This window comes from Geodermatophilus sp. SYSU D00815 (genome assembly GCF_054050035.1).
Genome location: NZ_JBJGYO010000026.1, coordinates 1 through 21,407, shown reverse-complemented (window position 1 = coordinate 21,407; position 21,407 = coordinate 1). Strand labels below are relative to the sequence as shown.

Sequence of the window (21,407 nt, the reverse complement as noted above, 5' to 3'; positions counted from 1 at the left end):
CGTGGAGGTGGTGCTGCTCCCCGACGCCGACGCGGTCGGGCGGCTGGCGGCGGCCAAGGTCGCGGCCGTGGTGCGCCGGCGCCCGGGTGCGGTGCTGGGCCTGGCCACCGGCTCCTCGCCCGCCGGCATCTACGCCGAGCTGGCGCGGCTGGTGGCCGCCGGGGAGCTCGACCTCTCCGGGGTCACCTGCTTCGCGCTCGACGAGTACGTCGGCATCCCGGCCGACCACCCGGAGAGCTACGCGGCCGTCCTGCGCCGCACGGTGGTGGAGCCGCTGGGGCTGGACCCGGCGCGGGTGCACGTGCCGGACGGCCGCGCCGCCGACCTGGAGCAGGCCGCGGCGCGGTACGAGGAGGCGATCGCGGCGGCCGGCGGGGTCGACGTGCAGGTCCTCGGCATCGGCGCCAACGGGCACATCGGCTTCAACGAGCCGACGTCGTCGTTCGCCTCGCGCACCCGGATCAAGACGCTCGCGCCGCGCACCCGGGCCGACAACGCGCGCTTCTTCGGCTCGCCCGAGGAGGTGCCCACGCACTGCCTGACCCAGGGGCTGGGCACGATCCTGGAGGCCCGCGAGCTCGTCCTGGTGGCGCAGGGCGAGGCCAAGGCGGCGGCGGTCGCCGCGGCGGTCGAGGGGCCGCTGTCGGCGATGTGCCCGGCCTCCGCGCTGCAGCTGCACCCGCGGGCCGGCGTCGTCGTCGACGAGGCGGCCGGCTCCCGGCTGCGGCTGGCCGACTACTACCGGCACACCTACGCGCTCAAGCCGGACTGGCAGCGACCCTGACGCCCGCAGCCCAGACGGCCCGGACCCGCCACCCCCCGTCGAGGACGACGGCGTCGGCGGCGTGGCCCGGGGCGAGCCGGCCGAGGCGGCCCTCGAGGCCCAGCACGCGCGCCGGCGTCGCGGTGAGCGCGGTGACGGCGGCGACCGGGTCGACCCCCGCGCCGATCGCGTTCCGCAGCGCGGCGTCGAGCGTGAGCGTCGAGCCGGCGAGCGTCGTCGTCCCGGCCAGGACGGCGACGCCGTCGCGCACGGTGACCGCGAGCCCGCCCAGCCGGTGCTCCCCGTCGGGGCCGCCGGCCGCCGCCATCGCGTCGCTGACCAGCGCGATCCGCCCGGGCGCGCCGGCGAACAGCAGTCCGGCGACGACCGGGTGCACGTGGTGGCCGTCGAGCACCAGCTCGAGGACGACGCGCTCGTCGGCCAGCGCCGCGCCGACCGGGCCGGGCGCGCGGGAGCCGAGGCCCGGCATGGCGTTGAGGGCGTGGGTGAGCAGCCGGGCGCCGGCGTCGACGGCCCGCGCGGTGAGGGCGAGGTCGGCCTCGGTGTGCCCGACGGCGACGGTCACGCCGGCGTCGGCGAACCGCCGGACGGCGTCGAGGCCGCCGGGCAGCTCCGGGGCGAGGGTGACCGAGCGCAGCACCCCGCGCCCGGCGGCGAGCAGCCGGTCGACCGCCTCGGGCGCCGGGGCGCGCAGGTGGCGGGGGTCGTGGGCGCCGCAGCGGGCCGGCGCCAGGAACGGTCCCTCGAGGTGGGCGCCGAGCACCAGCGGGTCGTCGAGCGCGGCGACGGCGGCCAGCGACGCCTCGAGCTCCTCGACCGGGGAGGAGACCAGGCTTACCAGCGAGCGGGTGGTGCCGTGCGCGCGGTGCACGGCGAGCGCGGCGCGCACCGCGTCGGCGCCGTCGTCGAACGCGTGCCCGCCGCCGCCGTGCACGTGCAGGTCGACGAAACCGGGCACCAGCCACGCCCCGGCCAGGTCGACGGTCTCGTCGGCCGGCGGGGGAGCGCCGGTGCCGGTGGCGGCGACGAGGTCGCCGTCGAGGAGCACCCAGGCGTCGTCGACCCGCCCGTCGGCGTCGAGCCGGCGGGCGCCGGACAGCACGGTGGTCACCGGCGCAGCGCCTCGGCGGCCGCCCGCGTGCACGCCCGGGCGGCGCCGTGGGTGGCCAGCGCCGGGCCGGGGACGAGGGCCAGGTCGTCGGGCATGCCGACGGCGACGGTGACCGCGTCGGGGCGCGCCTCGGCGGCGCGGCGCAGCCACTTCTCCTGCCAGGGGCTGCGGTAGGCGTCACGGACGACGACCACCAGCGGCCGGCCCTCGGCGCGGGCGAGCACCTGCTCGACCGGCGGCTCGCCCTCCCGCACGGCGACCGCCTCGGCGAGCAGACCGAGGTCGGCCAGCGGGCCGGCGAGGCCCCACGCGGCGTCGCCGACGGCCATGTTGGCCCCCGCCCGCAGCTCGGCCACCACGGCCGGGGCGGCCAGCGCCACGTCGCCGCGGCGGCGCAGCGCGGCCCGGGCGGCCCGGAGCCCGACGTCGCCGTCCCGGTGCGGCGCGGGCCCGGCGGCGGCGAGCCGGGCGCGCAGGGCGGCCACCCGGCCGGCCGCCTCGACCAGCCGGTCCTCGGTCAGCCGGCCCTCGCGCAGGTGCCGCTCGACCGTCCGCCGGATCGCGGCGCAGTGCTCCGCGCCGTCCTCGGCCCCGACCAGCAGGAGGTCGGCGCCGGCGGCCAGCGAGAGGGCGGCCGCCTCGGGGATGCCGTGCGCGGCCCGGACGCCGGCCATGTCGAGGGCGTCGGTGACCACGACGCCGCCGAAGCCGAGCTCGTCGCGCAGCAGGTCGACCAGCAGCCGGTGGCTGAGCGTGGCCGGGCGGTCGTCGAGGGCGGGGAAGACGACGTGCGAGGTCATGACCGCCTCGACGCCGGCCTCGACCACGGCCCGGAACGGGGGCAGCTCGCGGGCGCGGAAGGTCGCCTCGTCGACGTCGACGACGGGCAGCCCGAGGTGCGAGTCGACGGTGGTGGCGCCGTGGCCGGGGAAGTGCTTGGCGGTGGCGGCCGCGCCGGCGGCGCGCAGCCCGCGCACGAAGGCCGCGCCGTGCCGGGCGACGAGGGCCGGGTCGGCGCCGAAGGAGCGCACCCCGATGACCGGGTTGCGCGGGTCGCTGTTCACGTCGACCGACGGCGCGAGGTCGAGGTCCACCCCGGCCCGGCGCAGGTCGGCGCCGACCGCCGTCGCCACGGCCTCGGTGAGCGCCTCGTCGTCGGCCACGCCGAGGGCGAGGTTGCCGGGGTAGCCGCTGCCGACCCGGTACTCCAGCCGGGTGACGTCGCCGCCCTCCTCGTCGAGGGCGACGAGCGCATCGGGCGACCCGGCCCGCACCGCCGCGCTCAGCGCGGCCACCCGATCGCTCCCGTCGACGCCGGGGGGCAGGTTCTGCCCGTACACGCAGATACCCGCGAGCCCCTCGTCGAGCGCTTTCCGCACCCATTCCGGAAGGGTCGTGCCGGCGAATCCGGGGAGGAGGCAGGAATTGACCAGCCGGTCGAGATCTGACATGGGCCCCGCTCTCCGTCTCCATTTCCGGCACCGTGCCGAGATCCTCGCACGAATGGGCCGGGAAATGGACGGGGGAGCCCCGGGCACCGGGTCTTGCGCTGAGCGTCAGCAGACGCTAACGTTAGCGTCCACCGACGGAATGAGCAGAGGAGACAGCCATGGGTGCACCGGTCGCGTTCTTCGAGGTCACCAGCCCCGACCACGAGCGGGCTCAGCGCTTCTACGGCGAGCTGTTCGGCTGGCAGGTCGCCGCCGACCCCGGGCTGGGCGGCTACGGCCTGGTCGACACCGCCGCGGGGGAGGGCGCGATCGGCGGCGGCATCGGCCCGGTGGAGGAGCAGGACAGCCCGGGGGTGCGCATCTACGTCCGCGTGGACGACCTCGAGGAGTACCTGCAGCGGGCCGAGCAGCTCGGCGGCACCCGGCTGGTGCCCCCGACCGAGCTGCCCGGCGGCTACGGGACCTTCGCGATGTTCGCCGACCCCGACGGCAACGCCGTGGGTCTCTGGGGCTGACGGTCGTGGCCCGGGGGGACGCCGCGGCGGCCGAGCCGCTGGACGAGGCGATGCGCGCGCTGGCCGAGCCGCGGCGCCGCGCCATCCTGCGGCTCGTCGCGCACGACGAGCTGGCGGCCGGCGAGATCGCCGCCGCCTTCGACGTGACCCGGACGGCGGTCAGCCAGCACCTCACCGTGCTGAAGACCGCCGGCCTGCTGACCGAGCGCCGCGACGGCACCCGCCGGCTCTACCGCGCCCGGCCCGAGGGGCTGGCGGAGCTGCGGGAGTTCCTGGAGGAGATGTGGGGCTCCTCCCTGGACGCCGCCCGCCGGCTCGTGGAGCAGGACCGTGCCGCCGGCGGCGGCGTCCGACATGATCGGCCACCCCGGACCGGCGCCGGTCCGGCCAGCAGAGAGGGCTCCCGATGACCCGACCCGCCGAGCTCCCGGACGACCCGGCTCCCGCGACGGTGCTGCCGCTGCGCCGCCCGCCGGTCCGGCAGGCGACGGTGGTGCGCAGCGACCAGGCGCACACCTTCGACGTCTTCGTCGCCACGATCGGCACGTGGTGGCCGGTCGAGCCCTTCTCCGGCGGCGGGAGCAGGGTGCGCGACGTGACCTTCGAACCGCGGCCGGGCGGGCGGGTCTACGAGACCTGGGACGACGGCACGACCGTCGACTGGGGGACCGTCCTCGACTGGGAGCCGCCCCACCGGTTCGTCATGACCTGGCTGGTCACCGGCGCGGCCACCGAGGTCGAGCTCACCTTCACCGCCCTGGCGCCGGCCGTGACCCGCGTGGCGGTCGAGCACCGCGGCTGGGAGGCGCTCGCCGAGCCCGAGCTGTCGGCCGACTGCGCGCTGCCGGGCGGCTACACCGGCGGCGCCTTCACCCGGGGCTGGGCGACCGTCCTCGGCCGGTTCGCCGACTCGCTGGAGGGGGCACGGTGACGCAGCACTTCCTCTACAAGCTCCTGCCGCCGCGGCCGGACTTCGCGTTCACCATGACCCCGGAGGAGGCCGCGGTGATGGCCGAGCACGGCCGCTACTGGGCCGGCCGGCTGGCGGGCGGGGACGTCGTCGTCTACGGCCCCGTCGCCGAGCCGACCGGCGCGTGGGGCATGGCCGTGGTCGAGGCCGAGGACGTCGAGGCGGTGCACCGGGTGCGGGACGGCGACCCCGCGGTCACGTCCGGCACCTGCACCGCCGAGGTCCACCCGATGATCTCGGCGTTCGTCCGCCCCCGGCCGGGTCCCACGCCGGCGTCCTGACCCGGGCGGACCACCCCGGGCACCGGACGCGGACCGCCCGGGCGCCGTCCGGCGACGCGTGGATGTGGTGCCCGCTCGATCGCTGGGTAGGGGCACCGGGCCCTCGAGCCACCGGGGACGTCCTCCCCGCCCCCGGAGCCCCTGTGCCCGTTCTCCCCTCCCTCCGCCCGGCCGGCCCCGCCCCGCGGCGCGTCCGGACCGACGTGCCCGCCCTCGGCGCCGACGTCCACGCCCGGACCTGGCGCAGCGCCGACGCGACCGGCGACCGGACGCCGGTCGTCCTGCTCCACGGCCTGGGCCTCTCCAGCCGCTACCTCGTGCCGCTGGGACGCCGCCTGGCCGCGCTCGGCCACGACGTGCTGGCTCCCGACCTGCCGGGCTTCGGCCGCTCGCCGCGCGACCCGCGGCTGCCCTGGCCCGGGGGACCGGACGTGCGGACGCAGACCGACCACCTGCTGGCCTGGCTGGACGCCGCCGGCATCGCCCGCGCCGCCTTCTTCGGCAACTCCATCGGGTCCCAGGTGGCCGTCGAGCTCGCCGCCCGCTCCCCGGACCGGGTCGAGCGCCTGGTCCTGTCCGGGCCCACCCCGGACCCCCGCTACCGGCGGCCGTGGAAGCAGTACCCGCAGGTGCTCCGCAACATGGCCTTCGAGGTGCCCACGCTCCAGGCGCTGTTCCAGGTGGAGTACCTGTCGACGGGGGTGGCCCGGATGGTGCAGCAGCTGGTGCGCAGCGCCGACGACCCGGTCGAGCAGCGGCTGCCCCGCGTCGTCGCGCCGGCGCTGGTGGTGCGCGGCCGGCACGACCGGACGCTGACCCAGGAGTGGGCCGAGCAGTTCACCCGGTTGCTGCCCCACGGCCGGCTGGTCGTGGTGGAGGGGGCCGCGCACAACGCCCACTACTCCGCGCCGGACGTGACCGCGCGGCTGGTCGCGGCGTTCCTCGCGGGCGAGCTGGACACCGTGGGCAGCGCGGACGGCTCCGGCGTCGTCGTCCCGCGGTCCGAGCCCGGCGACCCCCTGGCCCCGCGCCGCCCGCTGCCGGCACGCGCGCACGCCGTGCTGGACCTGCTGGGCACCGCGGCGCTGCTCACCGTGCCGCGGACCCGGCCCTGGGGACCGCGGACCCGTGCCGTGCTGACCGGCTTCGGCGCGGCCGGGCTGGCCGACACCCTGCTCACCGACCACCCCGCCGGGCTGCTGCGCAGGCTGCCGCTGCCGGTGCACCTCAACCTCGAGGCCTCCGGCGGTCTGCAGCTGCTCACGGCCGCCGCCACGTGGCTGCGCGGCGAACCGCCGGCGGGGCGGTGGGCCGTGGCCGCCCAGGGGCTCTTCGAGCTGCTCCGCGCCGGGGCCTCCCAGGCGCCCGCGGGGCCGGCGCGGCTGGTACCGGTCGCCCGCTGACCGCCCGGGTTGTTCCGGAAAGGTTTCGTCCGCGGGCGGGTGGGCATGCCGACCCGGCACGGCAGGGGTGCAGCACGCCGCCCGACTCGCCGGCTCGACTCCGGGTGGCAGTTCCGCATGCGCACCAGCACGCCCCGACCCCGCTCCTCCGCACGCCGCGGCCGGATCGACGGGGAGGTGTCCCGTGGTCGCGCGGCCTGAGCCCCGCCGGCGGCCGCTGACCGCCGTCCCGACGATCACCGGCACGCCGTGGCAGCCGCCGTCGGAGCACCAGCTGCGCGGCATGCAGACCGACGCCGCGCTGGACCTCGGCTGGGGCCGGCTGGTGTTCGGGCAGACCTACGCCGATCCGCAGCGGCTGGTCGAGGCCCTGCGCGCCGAGGCCGAGGGCCGCCGCGACATCTGCATCTACCCGCGCGACCCCCAGGTGCTGCTGGGGCTGGCCCCCGGCGAGCTGTTCCTCGACCCCTCGCTGACCTTCCGGCTGGACCTGCACCGGTACCGCCCGCGCCGGGAGCTGGTCGAGAACGTCTTCGTGCGCACGGTGACCTGCCCGGACGACGTCGCCGAGATGGAGCGCATCGTCACGCTCACCGGCATGGTCAACGGGGACCCGGCCACCGTGTGGCACAACCACTCGACCCGCACCGTCCGGTACCTGGTCGCGGAGGACCGGCGCACCGGGCAGGTCGTCGGCACGGTGACCGGCGTCGACCACGTCCGCGCGTTCGGTGACCCCGAGGGCGGCAGCAGCCTGTGGTGCCTGGCCGTCGACCCGGCGGAGGCCCCGCCGGGCACGGGCGAGGCGCTGGTGCGCGTGCTCGCCGAGCGCTACCTCGCCCGGGGCCGCAACTACCTCGACCTCTCGGTGCTGCACGACAACGCGCCGGCGATCGCGCTGTACCGCAAGCTCGGCTTCCGCCAGGTCCCCGCGCTGGTGGTCAAGCGCCGCAACTCGCTCAACGCGCCGCTGTTCGTCCCCGGCCCACCCGGGCTCGACCGGCTCAACCCCTACGCGCGGATCCTCGCCGACGAGGCGCTGCGCCGCGGCATCCGGGTCGAGGTGACCGACGCCGCCTCCGGCGAGATGCGGTTCTCGCTCGGGGCGCGCAGCGTGCTCACCCGCGAGTCGCTCTCCGAGCTGACCACGGCCGTGGCCATGAGCCGCTGCGACGACAAGCGGGTGACCCGCCGCATCGTGGAGGGGGCGGGGGTTCCCGTCCCGGCCGGCGTCGAGGTGCCGGAGGAGGACCTCGGCCCGGCGCTCGCGCTGCTCGAGCGGTGCGGGGAGCTGGTGGTGAAGCCGGCCCGCGGGGAGCAGGGCAAGGGCATCACCGTCGGCGTCCGGGACGAGGCGGCGCTGCGCTCGGCCGTCGCCTTCGCGCGGCAGCACTGCCCCGACGTGCTGGTCGAGGAGCTGGTGCCGGGGGAGGACCTGCGGGTGGTCGTCATCGACTCGGAGGTGGTCGCCGCCGCCGTGCGCCGTCCGGCCACGGTCGTCGGTGACGGCGTCTCCGACGTCACGACCCTGATCCGCCGGACCAGCCTGCGCCGGGAGCGGGCCACCGGCGGGGAGTCGCGGATCCCGCTCGACGGCACGACCAGGGCCGTCGTCGCCGAGGCGGGCTGGGGGATGGACGACGTCCCCCCGGCCGGGGAGCGGATCCGCGTGCGGCGCACGGCCAACCTGCACACCGGCGGCACCATCGAGGACGTCACCGACCGGCTGCACCCCGAGATCGCCGCGACCGCCGTCCGGGCCGCCGGCGCGATCGGCATCCCGGTGACCGGCCTGGACTTCCTGGTGCCCGACGTCGGCGGGCCCGCGCACGTGTTCGTCGAGGCCAACGAGCGGCCCGGCCTGGCCAACCACGAGCCCCGGCCGACCGCCGCCCGCTTCGTCGACCTGCTGTTCCCGGAGACCCGCCGGCGCTGAGGTTCGGCGCGCCCGGGCGCGCGCCGTCGTCCCGGCCGATCACCCGCGCGGGCCGGCGACCCCGCCGTCCCCTCCCGGACGTGCACGGCCGAGGTGCACCCGTGACCTCGGCCTCAGCCCCGCCCGGACGTCGCCCCGTCGTCCTGACCCCTGCATCCTCGGCCGGCACCGATGAGCCCGTCCCCGCGGCACGGTCTCCCCTTGTGAACGCACCCGGCGCGGGACACCCGCCCGCGATCCCGGTGCCCGACCGAGGAGGACACCGTGGCCGACCGGCCCCCCGTGCTCGACCTGCGCGCCGCCCCCGAACGGGCCTTCGCGCACCTGCTGGTGAGCAACCTGCTGGTCTCCGTCGTCAACTACACCGTGTGGTTCGCGGTCACCTTCTGGGTGTTCCTCGAGACGGGTTCGGTGTTCGCCACCGGCATGATCGCCGGCATCTTCCTGGTCGCGACCGCCGGGACCGGCATCTGGTTCGGCAGCCTGGTCGACCACCACCGCAAGCACGCCGTCCTGCAGGCCTCGGCCGCGGCCTCGGCCGGGTTCTACGCGCTCGCGCTCGCCGTGTACCTGCTGACGCCGGAGGGCTCCTTCCGGACGGCGGCCAGCGTGCCGCTGTGGTGCTTCGTCGTCCTGCTCATGCTGGGCGTGATCGCCGGCAACCCGCGCACCATCGCGCTGCCCACCCTGGTCACCCTGCTGGTCCCCGAGGACCGCCGGGACCGGGCCAACGGGCTCGTCGGATCGGCGAGCGGGCTGTCCATGCTGGTCACCTCGGTGATCAGCGGGCTGCTGGTCGCGTTCGGCGGGATGACCGCCGTCCTGGTGCTCGCCCTGACCGTCCTGGTGCTGTCGGTCTTCCACCTCGCGCGGGTGCGGGTCTCCGAGGAGCGGGCGCTCGGCCGGTCCGACGAGCCCCGGGACCACGACGGGCCGTCCGGTCCGCCCGTCGGTTCCGGTGTCGACCTGCGCGGGACGCTCCGCCTCGTCCGCGGGGTGCCCGGTCTGCTGCCGTTGATCCTGTTCAGCTGCTTCAACAACTTCCTCGGCGGCGCCTTCATGGCGCTGATGGACCCGTACGGACTGTCCCTGATGTCGGTGCAGGCGTGGGGGCTGCTGTGGGGCGCGCTGTCCGCGCTGCTGGTCGTCGGCGGGCTGCTGGTGGCGCGGATCGGCCTGGGCAGTCGCCCGATCCGCGTGCTGCTGCTGGTCAACGTGGCGATGTGGACCGCGACGATGCTGTTCCCGCTGGTGTCCTCGGTCCTGACGCTGACCGTGGCGATGGCGGTGTTCATGACGGTCATGCCCTTCGCCGAGGCCGCCGAGCAGACCGTGCTGCAGCGGGTGGTGCCCTACGAGCGGCAGGGCCGGGTGTTCGGCTTCGCCCAGAGCGTCGAGCAGGCGGCGTCGCCGCTGACCGCCTTCCTCATGGCCCCGCTCACGGAGTTCGTCGTCATCCCCTTCATGACCGACGGCGCGGGAGCGCGGGCGATCGGCGGGTGGTTCGGTACCGGCCCCACCCGCGGTATCGCCCTCGTCTTCGTGGTCACCGGGCTGATCGGGGTCCTCGCGGTCCTCGCGGCGTTCGCCAGCTCCGCCTACCGGCGGCTGGGCGCGGCCCATGCCGCGGCCAGGGACGAGGGAACGCCCGCGGGCGCACCGGACGCCGTCGGTGATCCCGGGCCGACTGCGGCGCCGGCCCCGGTCGCCGCGGCTGCACTACTGTAGCCGAGCCGCCTCCGCAGCGAGGCGGGGAACGGGAAGGCCCCGGTCAGCGCGGCTGACCGGGGCCTTCGCGGGTGGGGTGAGTGACGGGACTTGAACCCGCGACACCCAGGACCACAACCTGGTGCTCTACCAACTGAGCTACACCCACCACGTCCTCGTGCGGCCGGGAGGGCCTGACGGGGATCGGCAGCAACGATACCGGAGGCGCTCAGCCCTCCGACGCGGCCTCCCGGGCCTCGCCCGCGCCCAGCAGGCCGGCGAAGGAGCCGACCACCTCCGCCGCGGCGTCCTGCGCCTGGTCGCTCGTGGGGCCGGGCAGCGGCACGAACAGCGTCTTCCGGTAGTACGCCAGCTCGCGGACCGACTCGATGATGTCGGCCAGCGCCCGGTGCGCCAGCCCCTTGGGGGGCTGGGCGAAGTACACCCGGGGGAACCAGCGGCGGGCGAGCTCCTTGAGCGAGGAGACGTCGACCATCCGGTAGTGCAGGTGGTCGTCGAGCTCGGGCATGTCGCGGGCGAGGAACCCGCGGTCGGTGCCGATCGAGTTGCCGCACAGCGGCGCGCTGCGCCGCTCTGGCACGAACCGCTTGATGTAGGCCAGCAGCTGCTGCTCGGCCTCGGCGAGGGAGAGGGTCGACGCGCGGACGGCGTCGGTGAGCCCCGACCTGGCGTGCATCTCCGCGACCACGTCGGTCATCCCGTCGAGGACGTCGTCGGGGGCGTTGATGACCAGGTCCAGGCCGGGGTCGAGCGGGTTGAGCTCGGAGTCGGTGACCAGGACGGCGACCTCGATGAGCTTGTCCTTGCCGAGGTCCAGCCCGGTCATCTCGCAGTCGATCCAGACCAGGTGTCCCGAGCTGTCAGCCACGGGGAGCGAGACTACGCACCCTCGGTACCGCCCGTCCGGCCCGGCCGCCCCTAGCGCACCACCAGCAACTGCGCCACTCGAGAGTGTCGGAATCCGGGCCCGCCGCCGCTAGGGTCGGTACAACCACTTCACCAGCTCACGGGGAGTTCCGCGTGTCCGCACCATCCACCCCTGCCGCGACCGCGCGCGCGGTCCCGCCGGCCCCGGGGTCCCTGGGCAGGGCGCTGGCCCACCCCTTCGCCACCGTCAAGTGGCTGTGGCTGGCCTACATGACCCCCGGGCGCCCCGGCCGGCCGGTGAGCCAGACCGAGCTGCGGTGGATGTACACCGGCTGGCTGTTCGCCTTCCTGCTCAAGATGCTGGGCTCCACCTGGGACGTCTCCTGGCACTTCAAGTGGCTGCGCGACGACCTCGCCCCGCCGCACCTGCTCAACTCGGTGGGCACCGCGGTGGTGATCGCCCTCGTCGTCGCCCACAGCTACAGCGGCTACGCCGTCGACCGGCGGGCCCTGCGGCTCATGCAGTGGGGCATCGCGCTGTTCCTCGTCGCGATCCCGCTCGACATCGTCAACCACCGGCTCTACGGCCTGGACATCACCAGCTGGAGCCCGACGCACGCCGTCCTGTACCTCGGCACCGCCGTGATGCTCGCCGGGGCGATCCGGGGCTGGTGGCTCTACGCCGAGCCGGGGCGCGCGCGGAACCTGATCTCGCTGGGCCTGTGGCTGTTCTTCGTCGAGAACGTGCTCTTCCCCAACCAGCACCAGGAGTACGGCGTCCTGTCGCTGCGCGACTGGTCCGCCGGCAACACCACCGCCGAGCCCTCCCTCCTCGACTTCGCCGCCTCGCAGGGCGACAGCCCGTCCGAGTTCATGCTCCCGGTGCCGTCGTGGGTGCACCCGACGTGGCTCGTGCTGGCCGGCCTGCTCGCGCTGGTGGTCGCCCGCAAGGTGGTCGGCCTGCGCTGGACGGCGACGATCGTGGCCGGCGGCTACCTCGCCTACCGCTGCGTCGCGTGGCTGGCCCTCGTCGGCGGCGACTTCCCGCCGTCGGTCGTGCCGTTCGTGCTGCTCGTCGGCGCGGTGGCCGTCGACCTGGCGGTCACCTACCGCCTGCCGGGCTGGCTGGCCGGCCCGCTGGTCGCCGCCGCGGTGTACGGCGCCGGCGCCGCCCAGTCGGCGCTGGACCTGCTGCCGCCGTGGAACTGGTGGTCGGCGCTCCCGGTCGCCGTCGGGTTCGGGGTCCTCTGGACGGCGGTCGACCTCGTCGCCCGCAGCGGCTGGTACGCCCGGTGGAAGCAGCCGGTGGAGCCGTACCGCGAGACGCAGGCCACCCCGGTCGCCGTCGGTGCCGGGGGTTCGACCGGCGTGTAGCAGAGGGACCGCCCCGTCACATGACGTAACGTCGGGACCGACTGCACGCCCGGCGGGGGACGCACCCCTGCGACCCGGGCGCGGCGGACGGCGTCGACGCGCGCCCGCCCACGACCCAGAGAACCGACCGCCGGAGGACGACGTGCTGGCCCTCACCCCGACGCCGTTGCAGACGGCCGGGGAGCGTGCGCTCTTCGCCGAACTGGCCCGCTGGGACACCGGCGGCGCGGTGCGGGCCGCCGTCGTGGCCTCCCTGCCGTTCAGCGACGGCGCGCTCGGCCGCCGGCTCTCCGACGCCGTCCTGCTGGTGCCCGAGGGGCTGGCCGTCGTCCGCATCGCCGAGGTCGTCCGCCAGAGCGGCGTGGTCACCGCCCGCCCCGACGGCGCGTGGACGATCGGGCCGGGCGCGGGCCCCGGTGACGTGCTCCAGCTCGGCGGCGGCGGGTCGACGCCGCTGGACGGCCTCATGCGCGCCGGCATGGAGGCCGCGATGCGGCTGCGCCGCGCCGGCCTCGAGCCAGGGCGGATCGCCCGCCTGACCGTGCTGGTGGGCGAGCTCTCCGGCCTGGTCCCCGAGGACGGGGACCTGGGGGAGGGCGACCAGGTCGCGATCCTCGAGCCCCGCTCCCTGCTGCTCGGCATCGCCCGCGCCAGCCGGTACTCCGGCGTGGAGAACCCGCGGCTGTGGACCACCGCCGACGTCCGCGCGGCCCTGGAGGCCCTCGGGCTCGAGGGCCGCGGCCCCACCGTCGAGGAGCTCAACGGCGAGGGCTTCCCGTACTCGCCGTACGTGCTGCGCCGCCCCGAGCTGCTCGCGCCCGCGGCGATGGCCGCCGGCTCCACCGCGCCGCCGCCGGTGCACCCCGCCGAGGCCGCGCCCTCCCCGGTGGCCGCCGCCGTCGCCGCGCAGGCCGCGGCGCAGGCGGCCGCCGCCCGGGCCGCGGCGGCGCCGGCCGCCCCGCCGCCCGCTCCTGCCCCCGCGTCCGATCCCTACGCGGGCGTGCCGGCCCGCGACACCATCGCCGTCGGCGCGCCGCCGGAGCCGCCGGTCGACGAGACCGGTGGCATCGGCGGGCTGTTCGCCGGCGCGGAGCCCGTCGAGCCGGCGCCCGCCCCGCCCGCCCCGCCGCCGCCCCCGGTCCGGCCGCCGGCCGCCGCCGCACCCCGGGCCACCGTCCCGCCGCCGGCCGTCCCGCCGCAGCCCGCCGTCCACACGGCACCCGTGCAGGCACCACCGCCGCCGGTGCCGCGCCCGGCGGCCGAGGCCGCCGGGGGCCGGCGGCGCACCGCGCTGCTGGTCGGGGCGGTGCTGCTGGTCGTGGCCCTGCTCGCCCTGGGCGGCGTGCTGCTCCTCGGCGGCGACGGCGAGCGCGCCGGCACCGCCGCCGCCGGCTCCTCGACGCCCGCCGCGCCGACCACCCCGGCCGGGCCGGAAACGGGCGCCGTCCAGCAGGTCGGCGGGGTGGGCTACCGGCTCGAGGCGGTCCAGGTGACCGACACCTGCATCGGGCACGGCTACGGCGACGTCGGCGACTCGTTCGCCACCACCGACTGCGTGGGCCTCTCGCGCGGGCTGTACTCGGCCCAGCTGGAGGGCCGGCCGATCGTCGTCGCGGTCTCCCACGTGCGCATGCCCGACAGCGCGTCGGCCCGCGGGCTGCGCGCGCTCGCCGACACCACCGGCACCGGCAACGTCAGCGACCTGCTGCGCGACGGCGTGACGTACACCGGCGCCCCGGCCGAGCTCAGCGACGCCGAGTACGCCAGCGCGGTGAGCGGCTCCGTCGTCACGATCGTCGAGACCTCGTGGGCGGCGCCCGGCTCGGCCGGGGAGACGGCCGCCCTCGACGCGGCGGCCAGCAGCGGCCTGGTCCTGGAGCTCCCCGACCCGCCGACCGCCTGACCCTCCAGGCACCTGACCCTCCAGGCACCTGACCCTCCAGGCACCTGACCCTCCAGGCACCTGACCCTCCAGGCGCCTGAGCCTTCGCCCAGGGATGCGGCATCACATCCGCAGGCATGGCCTCCTGTGCCTACGACGCCGAGGTCGCGGCCGCCCAGGCCATCCCGGCCAGCAGCTCGGCCATCGCCGGGCGGGCCAACCGGCCCGCGCTGTGCGGGGTGGAGTTGATCAGCCCGAACACCGCGTGCGCCCGTGCCCGGCAGGTGGCGGCGTCGGCCGCCGGGTGCACCCGCGCCAGCACGGTCACCCACACCTCGACGTAGCGGCGCTGCAGCCGGCGCACCGCGGCCGCGTCGGCGTCGGGCAGCGAGCCCAGGTCGCGGTCCTGCACGGTGATCAGCGCCGGGTTGTCGAGGGCGAAGTCGACCTGGAAGTCGATCAGCGCGCGCAGCTGGGCGGCCGGGTCGCCGCCCGCCGCGGCCACCACCTCGGCGCCGCCGGTCAGCAGCCGCTCGCTGATGCGCAGCAGCATCTCGGCGAGCATCGCGTCCTTGCCCGCGAAGTGCCGGTAGATCGCCGGCCCGGTGACGCCGACGGCGGCGCCGATGTCGTCGACGCCCACCGACCGCGACCCGCGCTCGGCGAACAGCCGGGCCGCGGCGCGCAGGATCTGCTCGCGGCGCGACGGGTTCTCCGCGTCGGCGTGCAGCGCGCCGTCGACGACCCTCTCCGGCATGGCGGAATGGTAACCACGGTGAACGCCCGTTCACACGCGCCGGCCCAGCGCTGGACCCCGCTGTGAACGACGGTTAACCTCGGCGGCGTGGATGCACCGGTGCTTCCCCGAGCCGTTCCGGCCGACGCCGAGGCGGCCGCGCGCAACGCCGCGGCGCACCGCGCGCTGGTCGCCGACCTGGCCGGCGAGCTGCACCTCGTCGCGCAGGGCGGCGGCGAGCGGGCGCGGCAGCGGCACGTCGAGCGCGGCAAGCTGCTGCCCCGCGAGCGGGTCGACGCGCTGCTCGACCCGGGCAGCCGCTTCCTCGAGCTCTCGCCGTTGGCCGCGCACGGCCTCTACGGCGGCGACGCGCCCGCGGCCGGGATCATCACCGGCATCGGCCGGGTCTCGGGCCGCGAGTGCGTCGTCGTGGCCAACGACGCCACCGTCAAGGGCGGCACCTACTACCCGATGACGGTGAAGAAGCACCTGCGGGCGCAGGAGGTGGCGCTGCACAACCGGCTGCCCTGCGTCTACCTGGTCGACTCCGGCGGGGCGTTCCTGCCCATGCAGGACGAGGTCTTCCCCGACCGCGAGCACTTCGGCCGGATCTTCTACAACCAGGCGACGATGTCGAAGGCCGGCATCCCGCAGATCGCCGCCGTCCTGGGCTCGTGCACCGCGGGCGGGGCGTACGTGCCGGCGATGAGCGACGAGGCGGTCATCGTCCGCGAGCAGGGCACGATCTTCCTCGGCGGCCCGCCGCTGGTGAAGGCGGCGACCGGCGAGGTGGTCACGGCCGAGGAGCTCGGCGGCGGCGACCTGCACAGCCGGGTCAGCGGGGTGACCGACCACCTGGCCGACGACGACGGGCACGCGCTGGCACTGGTCCGCCAGATCGTCGGCACGCTCGGCCCGCGCGCCCCCCGCCCCTGGGACGTCGAGCCGGTCGAGGAGCCCCTGCACGCCCCGGAGTCGCTCTACGAGGTGGTGCCGCCCGACCCGCGCACCCCCTACGACGTCCGCGAGGTGATCGCCCGGCTGGTCGACGGCAGCCGGTTCGCCGAGTTCAAGCCGCTGTACGGGCCCACGCTGGTCACCGGCTTCGCCCGGCTGCACGGCCACCCGGTGGGCATCGTGGCCAACAACGGCGTGCTGTTCGGCGAGTCGGCGCTCAAGGGCGCGCACTTCATCGAGCTGTGCGACCGGCGGGCCGTCCCGCTGCTGTTCCTGCAGAACATCTCCGGCTTCATGGTCGGCCGCGACTACGAGGCCGGCGGCATCGCTAAGCACGGGGCCAAGATGGTCACCGCCGTCGCCTGCGCGCGGGTGCCCAAGCTGACCGTGGTCATCGGCGGCTCCTTCGGCGCCGGCAACTACTCGATGTGCGGCCGCGCGTACTCGCCCCGCTTCCTGTTCACCTGGCCCAACGCCCGCATCTCGGTGATGGGTGGCGAGCAGGCGGCCAGCGTGCTCGCCCAGGTGCGCCGCGACGGGTTCGAGGCCCGCGGCGAGGAGTGGCCGGCCGCGGAGGAGGAGGCGTTCAAGGCGCCGATCCGCGAGCAGTACGAGCGCCAGGGCCACCCCTACTACGCCACCGCCCGGCTGTGGGACGACGGCGTGATCGACCCCGCGCAGACCCGCACCGTGCTCGGGCTCGCCCTCTCCGCGTGCGCCAACGCGCCGCTGGGCGAGCTCGGCTACGGCGTCTTCCGGATGTGAGGACCGCCCGCATGTTCGACACCGTCCTCGTGGCCAACCGCGGCGAGATCGCCGTCCGGGTGATCCGCACCCTGCGGGCGATGGGCATCCGCTCGGTCGCCGTGTACAGCGAGGCCGACGCCGGAGCCCTGCACACCCGCGTCGCCGACGTCGCCGTCCCCATCGGGCCGGCGCCGGCCGCGCAGAGCTACCTGTCGATCGACCGGGTGCTCGACGCCGTCGCGCGCAGCGGGGCGCAGGCGGTCCACCCCGGCTACGGCTTCCTGTCGGAGAACGTGGAGTTCGCCCGGGCCTGCGAGAAGGCCGGCGTGGTGTTCATCGGCCCGCCGGTCGCGGCCATCGAGGCGATGGGCGACAAGATCCGCGCGAAGCGGACGGTGAGCGCCGCGGGCGTCCCCGTCGTCCCCGGCCGCACCGAGCCCGGCATGTCGGACGACGAGGTGGCCGCCGCCGCGGTCGAGGCCGGCTTCCCGGTGCTGCTCAAGCCGTCCGCCGGCGGCGGCGGCAAGGGCATGCGGGTCGTGCGGTCGGAAGAGGAGCTGCCCGACGCGATCGCGGCCGCCCGGCGCGAGGCGCGGGGCTCCTTCGGCGACGACACGCTGCTGGTCGAGCGCTACGTCGGCAACTCCCGGCACATCGAGGTGCAGGTGCTCGGCGACACCCACGGCACCGTGGTCCACCTCGGCGAGCGCGAGTGCAGCCTGCAGCGGCGGCACCAGAAGGTGGTCGAGGAGGCGCCCTCGCCGCTGCTCGACCCGACCATGCGCGCCCGCATGGGCACCGCCGCGGTGGAGGCGGCCCGCGCGGTCGGCTACACCGGGGCGGGGACGGTCGAGTTCATCGTGGACGCCGACCGTGGCGGGCGGGGGGAGGGCATGGACTTCTTCTTCCTGGAGATGAACACCCGGCTGCAGGTGGAGCACCCGGTCACCGAGATGGTGACCGGCCTGGACCTGGTCGAGCTGCAGGTGCGCGTCGCGGCGGGGGAGCCGCTGCCGATCGAGCAGGGCGACGTCGTCCTCGACGGGCACGCGATCGAGGCGCGGGTCTACGCCGAGGACCCGGCCCGCGGCTTCCTGCCCCAGGCGGGCACCGTCCTCGGCCTGGCCGAGCCCGAGGGGCCGGGCATCCGGGTGGACAGCTCGCTGGCCGTCGGCGGCGTCGTCGGCACCGACTACGACCCGATGCTGGCCAAGGTGGTGGCCTGGGGCCGCGACCGCGACACCGCCCGCGCCCGGCTGGTGGGCGCGCTCGGGCACACCGCCGTCCTCGGCGTCACGACCAACACCCCGTTCCTGCGGGCGCTGCTCACCGACCCCGACGTCGTCGCCGGCCGGCTCGACACCGGGTTGATCGACCGGCGCGGCCAGGCGCTCGCCGTGAGCCCGCCGCCGTCCGCGGCGGTGTTCGCGGCCGCGGCCCTCTTCGAGCTGCTCGAGGCCGAGCCCGCCGGCAGCGTGGTCGACCCGTGGGACGTGCCCGACGGCTGGCGGCTGGGGACGCCGGCCTGGACGGTCCGGCGGCTGCAGGCCGCCGGCGGCGACCCGGTGACGGTGCGGGTGCGCGGCCGGGCGGCCGACGCGCAGGTCCAGGTGGGCGACGGCGTCCCGCTGCCGGCGTCCGCGACCCGGGAGGGCGACCGGCTGACCGTGACCCTCGACGGCGTGACGCACCGCTTCGCCGTGGTGCACGCCGGCGGCACGCTCTGGCTGGCCGCCGACGGGCGGGTGACGGCGCTGCGCGAGCACGAGCGGCTGCGCTCGGCGGCCGAGGGGGCCGCCGGTGGTGGCGTGGTCACCGCGCCCATGCCCGGCACGGTGACCGTGGTGCAGGTGTCCGTCGGCGACGAGGTGACCGCCGGGACCCCGCTGCTCGTCGTCGAGGCGATGAAGATGGAGCACGTGCTGAGCGCCCCGGTCGACGGGGTGGTCACCGCGCTCCCCGTGACCGCCGGCCAACCGGTGCGGCTGGACGAGCAGGTGGCCGTGGTGACCCCACCGGCCGCCGGGGGAGAGGACTGACACCCGTGCTGGACTACCGGCTCGACGAGGAGACCGAGGCCCTGCGGAAGACCGTGCGCGAGTTCGCGCTCGAGGTCGTCGCCCCGCAGATCGGCGAGTTCTACGAGCGCGACGAGTTCCCGACCGCGATCGTGCGGCAGATGGGCGAGCTGGGCCTGTTCGGCCTGCCGTTCCCCGAGGAGTACGGCGGCTCCGGCGGCGACTACTTCCACCTGTGCGTCGCGCTGGAGGAGCTGGCCCGCGTCGACAGCTCGGTCGCGATCACGCTGGAGGCCGGCGTCTCGCTGGGCGCGATGCCGATCTACCGCTTCGGCACCGAGGAGCAGAAGCAGCGCTGGCTGCCCCGGCTGTGCGCCGGCGAGGCGCTCGGCGCCTTCGGCCTGACCGAGCCCGGCGGCGGCTCCGACGCCGGCGCCACCCGCACCACCGCCCGGCTCGAGGACGGGCAGTGGGTGGTCAACGGGTCCAAGGCGTTCATCACCAACTCCGGCACCGAGCTCACCGAGCTGGTCACCGTCACCGCCGTCACCGGCACGCGCCCCGACGGCGGCAAGGAGATCTCGGCGATCCTGGTGCCGTCGGGCACGCCCGGGTTCACCGTCGGCCAGCGGTACTCGAAGGTGGGCTGGAACGCCTCCGACACCCGCGAGCTCTCGTTCAGCGACTGCCGCGTGCCGGAGGAGAACCTGGTGGGGGAGCGGGGGCGCGGCTACGCGCAGTTCCTGTCCATCCTCGACGAGGGCCGGATCGCGATCGCCGCGCTGGCCACCGGTCTGGCGCAGGGGTGCGTCGACGAGTCGGTGAGGTACGCGGGGGAGCGGGAGGCCTTCGGGCAGCCGATCGGCCGCAACCAGGCGATCCAGTTCATGATCGCCGACATGGAGGTCCGCGCCGAGACCGCGCGGCTGGCGTACTACCGGGCCGCGGAGAAGATGCTGCGCGGCGAGCCGTTCAAGCGCGAGGCGGCGGTGGCGAAGCTGCACAGCAGCGAGGCGGCCATGGAGAACGCGCGCTGGGCCACCCAGGTGCACGGCGGGTACGGGTTCATGAACGAGTTCCCGGTCGGCCGGTTCTACCGGGACGCCAAGATCCTCGAGATCGGGGAGGGCACCAGCGAGGTGCAGCGGATGCTCATCGCGCGCTCGCTCGGCGTCGGCTGACGCGCACCGCCACGCACCGATCCGGTACGGATGCGTGCTGACCTGCGCGTTCGCCATCGAGTCGACACGCTGCTCGGCAACTGTCCACCAGACCCGGCGGGACCCGTGTGACGGCTGGGAGCGGCGGGACCCTTCCCGGTGAACGCCCAGGTCGGGCAGGCGTGTCGGCGCTCGGACGGCGCCGGACCCGAGAAGCTCCCGTCCGGCTCGCGGCGACGGTCGTCGCGAGACCGCCAGGAGAGCTCCCATGCCGGCGCCGAGCCCCGCGTCCCCGTCCTCCCGTGCCGCCCGCGCGGCGGTCCTCCGCGCCGTCGTGCTGGCCGTGCTCGTGCTCGTCGCCGGCGTCGTCGTGGCGCCCCCCGCCGGTGCCGCCCCCGCCCCGAGCCTGGCGACGCCGGCCCGGTACCTCGACCTGGACCTCGACCGCGGCGGTCCCGCGCCGCTCGGGCTCGACCTGTCGGGCAGCACGTTCCGGTTCAGGTCCGGCGGCACGACCGCGACGTGCGAGACCACTGCGGCCGGCCACTGCTCCGTCGACTGGACCTCCGGTGGCGTCCGGGGCTCCGGGACCTCGCGGCTGTCGCTGCCCGAGGGGACGTACACGGTCAGCCAGGTCGACACCGCGCCGGGCCTGCAGCCGCGGTCCGGGACGATCGGCACCGTCGAGCTCTGCGACTGCTGGAAGCGCGGCATCTTCGGCATCAAGCTGTACCCGATCGCCGACCAGGTCGGGATCGAGAACGCCTCGCTCTACCGCGACGGGCTCGTCCTCACCGTCGAGGACGCGGACGGGCAGCCGGTGACGGACGCGGCGTTCCGGGTGACCGGCCCCGGCTTCCCGCTCGTGCTCCCCTGGATCTCGGTGCCGACGCTCGACGCCGGCGTCCTGCGCACCAGCTCGAAGGGCAAGCTGACCGTCTCGGCGCTGCTGCGCGACTTCCCCACGCTGCGCCCGGGTCGGTGGACCCTGACCCCGGTGCAGGTCCCGGAGGGCTTCGCCACCGCGCCGATCGCCGTCGACGTGGCCGCCGCCACCGGGGCGGCCGACCTGAAGGCCACCGTCGTGCTGCCGGCGGCTCCCCGGCCGACCCCCACCACCACGCCGCCGTCCCCCACGACGACGCCGACGCAGACCACCGAGCCGACGCAGACCACCGAGCCGACGCAGACCACCGAGCCGACGCAGACCACCGAGCCGACGCAGACCACGCAGACCACCGAGCCGACCAAGACCACGGAGACCACCGAGCCGACCCGGACCACCGAGACCACCGAGCCGACCGGGACCACGGAGCCGACCGGGACCGCGCAGCCGACCCCGACCACGGCGGCGCCGACCACGACGGTCCCCACGACCACCCCGGTTCCCACGACCGCGGGGGGGGGGGGGGGGGCGCGGGGGCGGGCGGGGGGGGGGGGGGGGGCCGCCCGGGGGCGGCGCCCGCGCCCCCCCGCCCCGGCCGCCC

18 protein-coding genes and 1 tRNA gene are annotated in these 21,407 nt (G+C 76.2%); 14 read left to right on the top strand and 5 right to left on the bottom strand.

All coding sequences use genetic code 11. The features are described from left to right. Position 1: 1 nt before the first annotated feature. A complete protein-coding gene (gene nagB / locus ACI78S_RS20990) occupies positions 2-784 on the top strand; it encodes a glucosamine-6-phosphate deaminase (RefSeq protein ID WP_456976913.1) in 783 nt (260 codons plus the stop codon). On the opposite strand, the gene nagA is transcribed toward nagB, so the two are convergent. Continuing rightward, the gene (gene nagA / locus ACI78S_RS20985) at positions 759-1,895 is read right to left on the bottom strand and encodes an N-acetylglucosamine-6-phosphate deacetylase (RefSeq protein ID WP_456976912.1); all 1,137 of its coding nucleotides are present in this window, start codon (positions 1,893-1,895) and stop codon (positions 759-761) included. The genes nagB and nagA overlap by 26 nt on opposite strands. Further along, positions 1,892-3,346 carry a glycoside hydrolase family 3 N-terminal domain-containing protein gene (locus ACI78S_RS20980; RefSeq protein ID WP_456976911.1) on the bottom strand — a complete coding sequence of 485 codons (1,455 nt, stop codon included), beginning with the start codon at positions 3,344-3,346 and terminating at the stop codon, positions 1,892-1,894. The genes nagA and ACI78S_RS20980 overlap by 4 nt, the downstream gene beginning before the upstream one ends. A 158-nt stretch (positions 3,347-3,504) precedes the next feature. Between ACI78S_RS20980 and ACI78S_RS20975 the strand changes: the two genes are divergently transcribed. The 7 genes from ACI78S_RS20975 (at position 3,505) to ACI78S_RS20945 (ending at position 10,179) form a co-directional block, all read left to right on the top strand. Next, on the top strand, positions 3,505-3,861 hold the full coding sequence (locus ACI78S_RS20975) for a VOC family protein (protein WP_456976910.1): 357 nt from the start codon (positions 3,505-3,507) through the stop codon (positions 3,859-3,861). Positions 3,862-3,866: 5 nt separating this feature from the next. Next, positions 3,867-4,271 carry an ArsR/SmtB family transcription factor gene (locus tag ACI78S_RS20970; RefSeq protein WP_456976909.1) on the top strand — a complete coding sequence of 135 codons (405 nt, stop codon included), beginning with the start codon at positions 3,867-3,869 and terminating at the stop codon, positions 4,269-4,271. After that, positions 4,268-4,792: an SRPBCC domain-containing protein gene (locus tag ACI78S_RS20965; RefSeq protein ID WP_456976908.1), complete on the top strand. Its 525-nt coding sequence runs from the start codon at positions 4,268-4,270 to the stop codon at positions 4,790-4,792. Before ACI78S_RS20970 ends, ACI78S_RS20965 begins: the two co-directional genes overlap by 4 nt. Beyond that, positions 4,789-5,112: a YciI family protein gene (locus ACI78S_RS20960; RefSeq protein ID WP_456976907.1), complete on the top strand. Its 324-nt coding sequence runs from the start codon at positions 4,789-4,791 to the stop codon at positions 5,110-5,112. The genes ACI78S_RS20965 and ACI78S_RS20960 overlap by 4 nt, the downstream gene beginning before the upstream one ends. Positions 5,113-5,255: 143 nt before the next feature. Next, a complete protein-coding gene (locus ACI78S_RS20955; protein ID WP_456976906.1) occupies positions 5,256-6,515 on the top strand; it encodes an alpha/beta fold hydrolase in 1,260 nt (419 codons plus the stop codon). A 184-nt stretch (positions 6,516-6,699) separates the two neighbouring features. Continuing rightward, the gene (gene ngg, locus ACI78S_RS20950; RefSeq protein ID WP_456976905.1) at positions 6,700-8,451 is read left to right on the top strand and encodes an N-acetylglutaminylglutamine synthetase; all 1,752 of its coding nucleotides are present in this window, start codon (positions 6,700-6,702) and stop codon (positions 8,449-8,451) included. A 264-nt stretch (positions 8,452-8,715) separates the two neighbouring features. After that, a complete protein-coding gene (locus ACI78S_RS20945) occupies positions 8,716-10,179 on the top strand; it encodes an MFS transporter (protein WP_456976904.1) in 1,464 nt (487 codons plus the stop codon). 72 nt (positions 10,180-10,251) lie between these two features. Here ACI78S_RS20945 and ACI78S_RS20940 read toward each other — a convergent pair. Continuing rightward, positions 10,252-10,327, bottom strand: a tRNA-His gene (locus ACI78S_RS20940). A 60-nt stretch (positions 10,328-10,387) separates the two neighbouring features. After that, entirely contained in the window at positions 10,388-11,047 is a 660-nt protein-coding gene (gene orn / locus ACI78S_RS20935) for an oligoribonuclease (protein WP_456976903.1), read from the bottom strand. Between the two features lie 152 nt (positions 11,048-11,199). Between orn and ACI78S_RS20930 the strand changes: the two genes are divergently transcribed. Both ACI78S_RS20930 and ACI78S_RS20925 read left to right on the top strand, forming a co-directional pair. After that, positions 11,200-12,420, top strand: coding sequence for a hypothetical protein (locus tag ACI78S_RS20930; protein WP_456976902.1), 1,221 nt, complete (start codon positions 11,200-11,202; stop codon positions 12,418-12,420). Positions 12,421-12,562: 142 nt separating this feature from the next. Beyond that, complete coding sequence (locus ACI78S_RS20925; protein ID WP_456976901.1) at positions 12,563-14,323, top strand: hypothetical protein; 1,761 nt, start codon at positions 12,563-12,565, stop codon at positions 14,321-14,323. Positions 14,324-14,453: 130 nt separating this feature from the next. Here the strand turns inward: ACI78S_RS20925 and ACI78S_RS20920 are convergent, their stop codons facing one another. After that, entirely contained in the window at positions 14,454-15,059 is a 606-nt protein-coding gene (locus ACI78S_RS20920; protein WP_456976900.1) for an SACE_7040 family transcriptional regulator, read from the bottom strand. 87 nt (positions 15,060-15,146) lie between these two features. On the opposite strand from ACI78S_RS20920, the gene ACI78S_RS20915 reads away from it, so the two are divergent. The 4 genes from ACI78S_RS20915 to ACI78S_RS20900 all read left to right on the top strand — a co-directional run. Continuing rightward, positions 15,147-16,760 carry a carboxyl transferase domain-containing protein gene (locus ACI78S_RS20915; protein ID WP_456976899.1) on the top strand — a complete coding sequence of 538 codons (1,614 nt, stop codon included), beginning with the start codon at positions 15,147-15,149 and terminating at the stop codon, positions 16,758-16,760. 11 nt (positions 16,761-16,771) lie between these two features. Then, the gene (locus ACI78S_RS20910) at positions 16,772-18,781 is read left to right on the top strand and encodes an ATP-binding protein (protein WP_456976898.1); all 2,010 of its coding nucleotides are present in this window, start codon (positions 16,772-16,774) and stop codon (positions 18,779-18,781) included. A 5-nt stretch (positions 18,782-18,786) separates the two neighbouring features. Continuing rightward, positions 18,787-19,941, top strand: coding sequence for an acyl-CoA dehydrogenase family protein (locus ACI78S_RS20905; RefSeq protein ID WP_456976897.1), 1,155 nt, complete (start codon positions 18,787-18,789; stop codon positions 19,939-19,941). A gap of 247 nt (positions 19,942-20,188) precedes the next feature. Next, positions 20,189-21,407 (top strand): hypothetical protein (locus ACI78S_RS20900; RefSeq protein ID WP_456976896.1); only part of this gene is annotated, 1,219 nt, incomplete at its 3' end.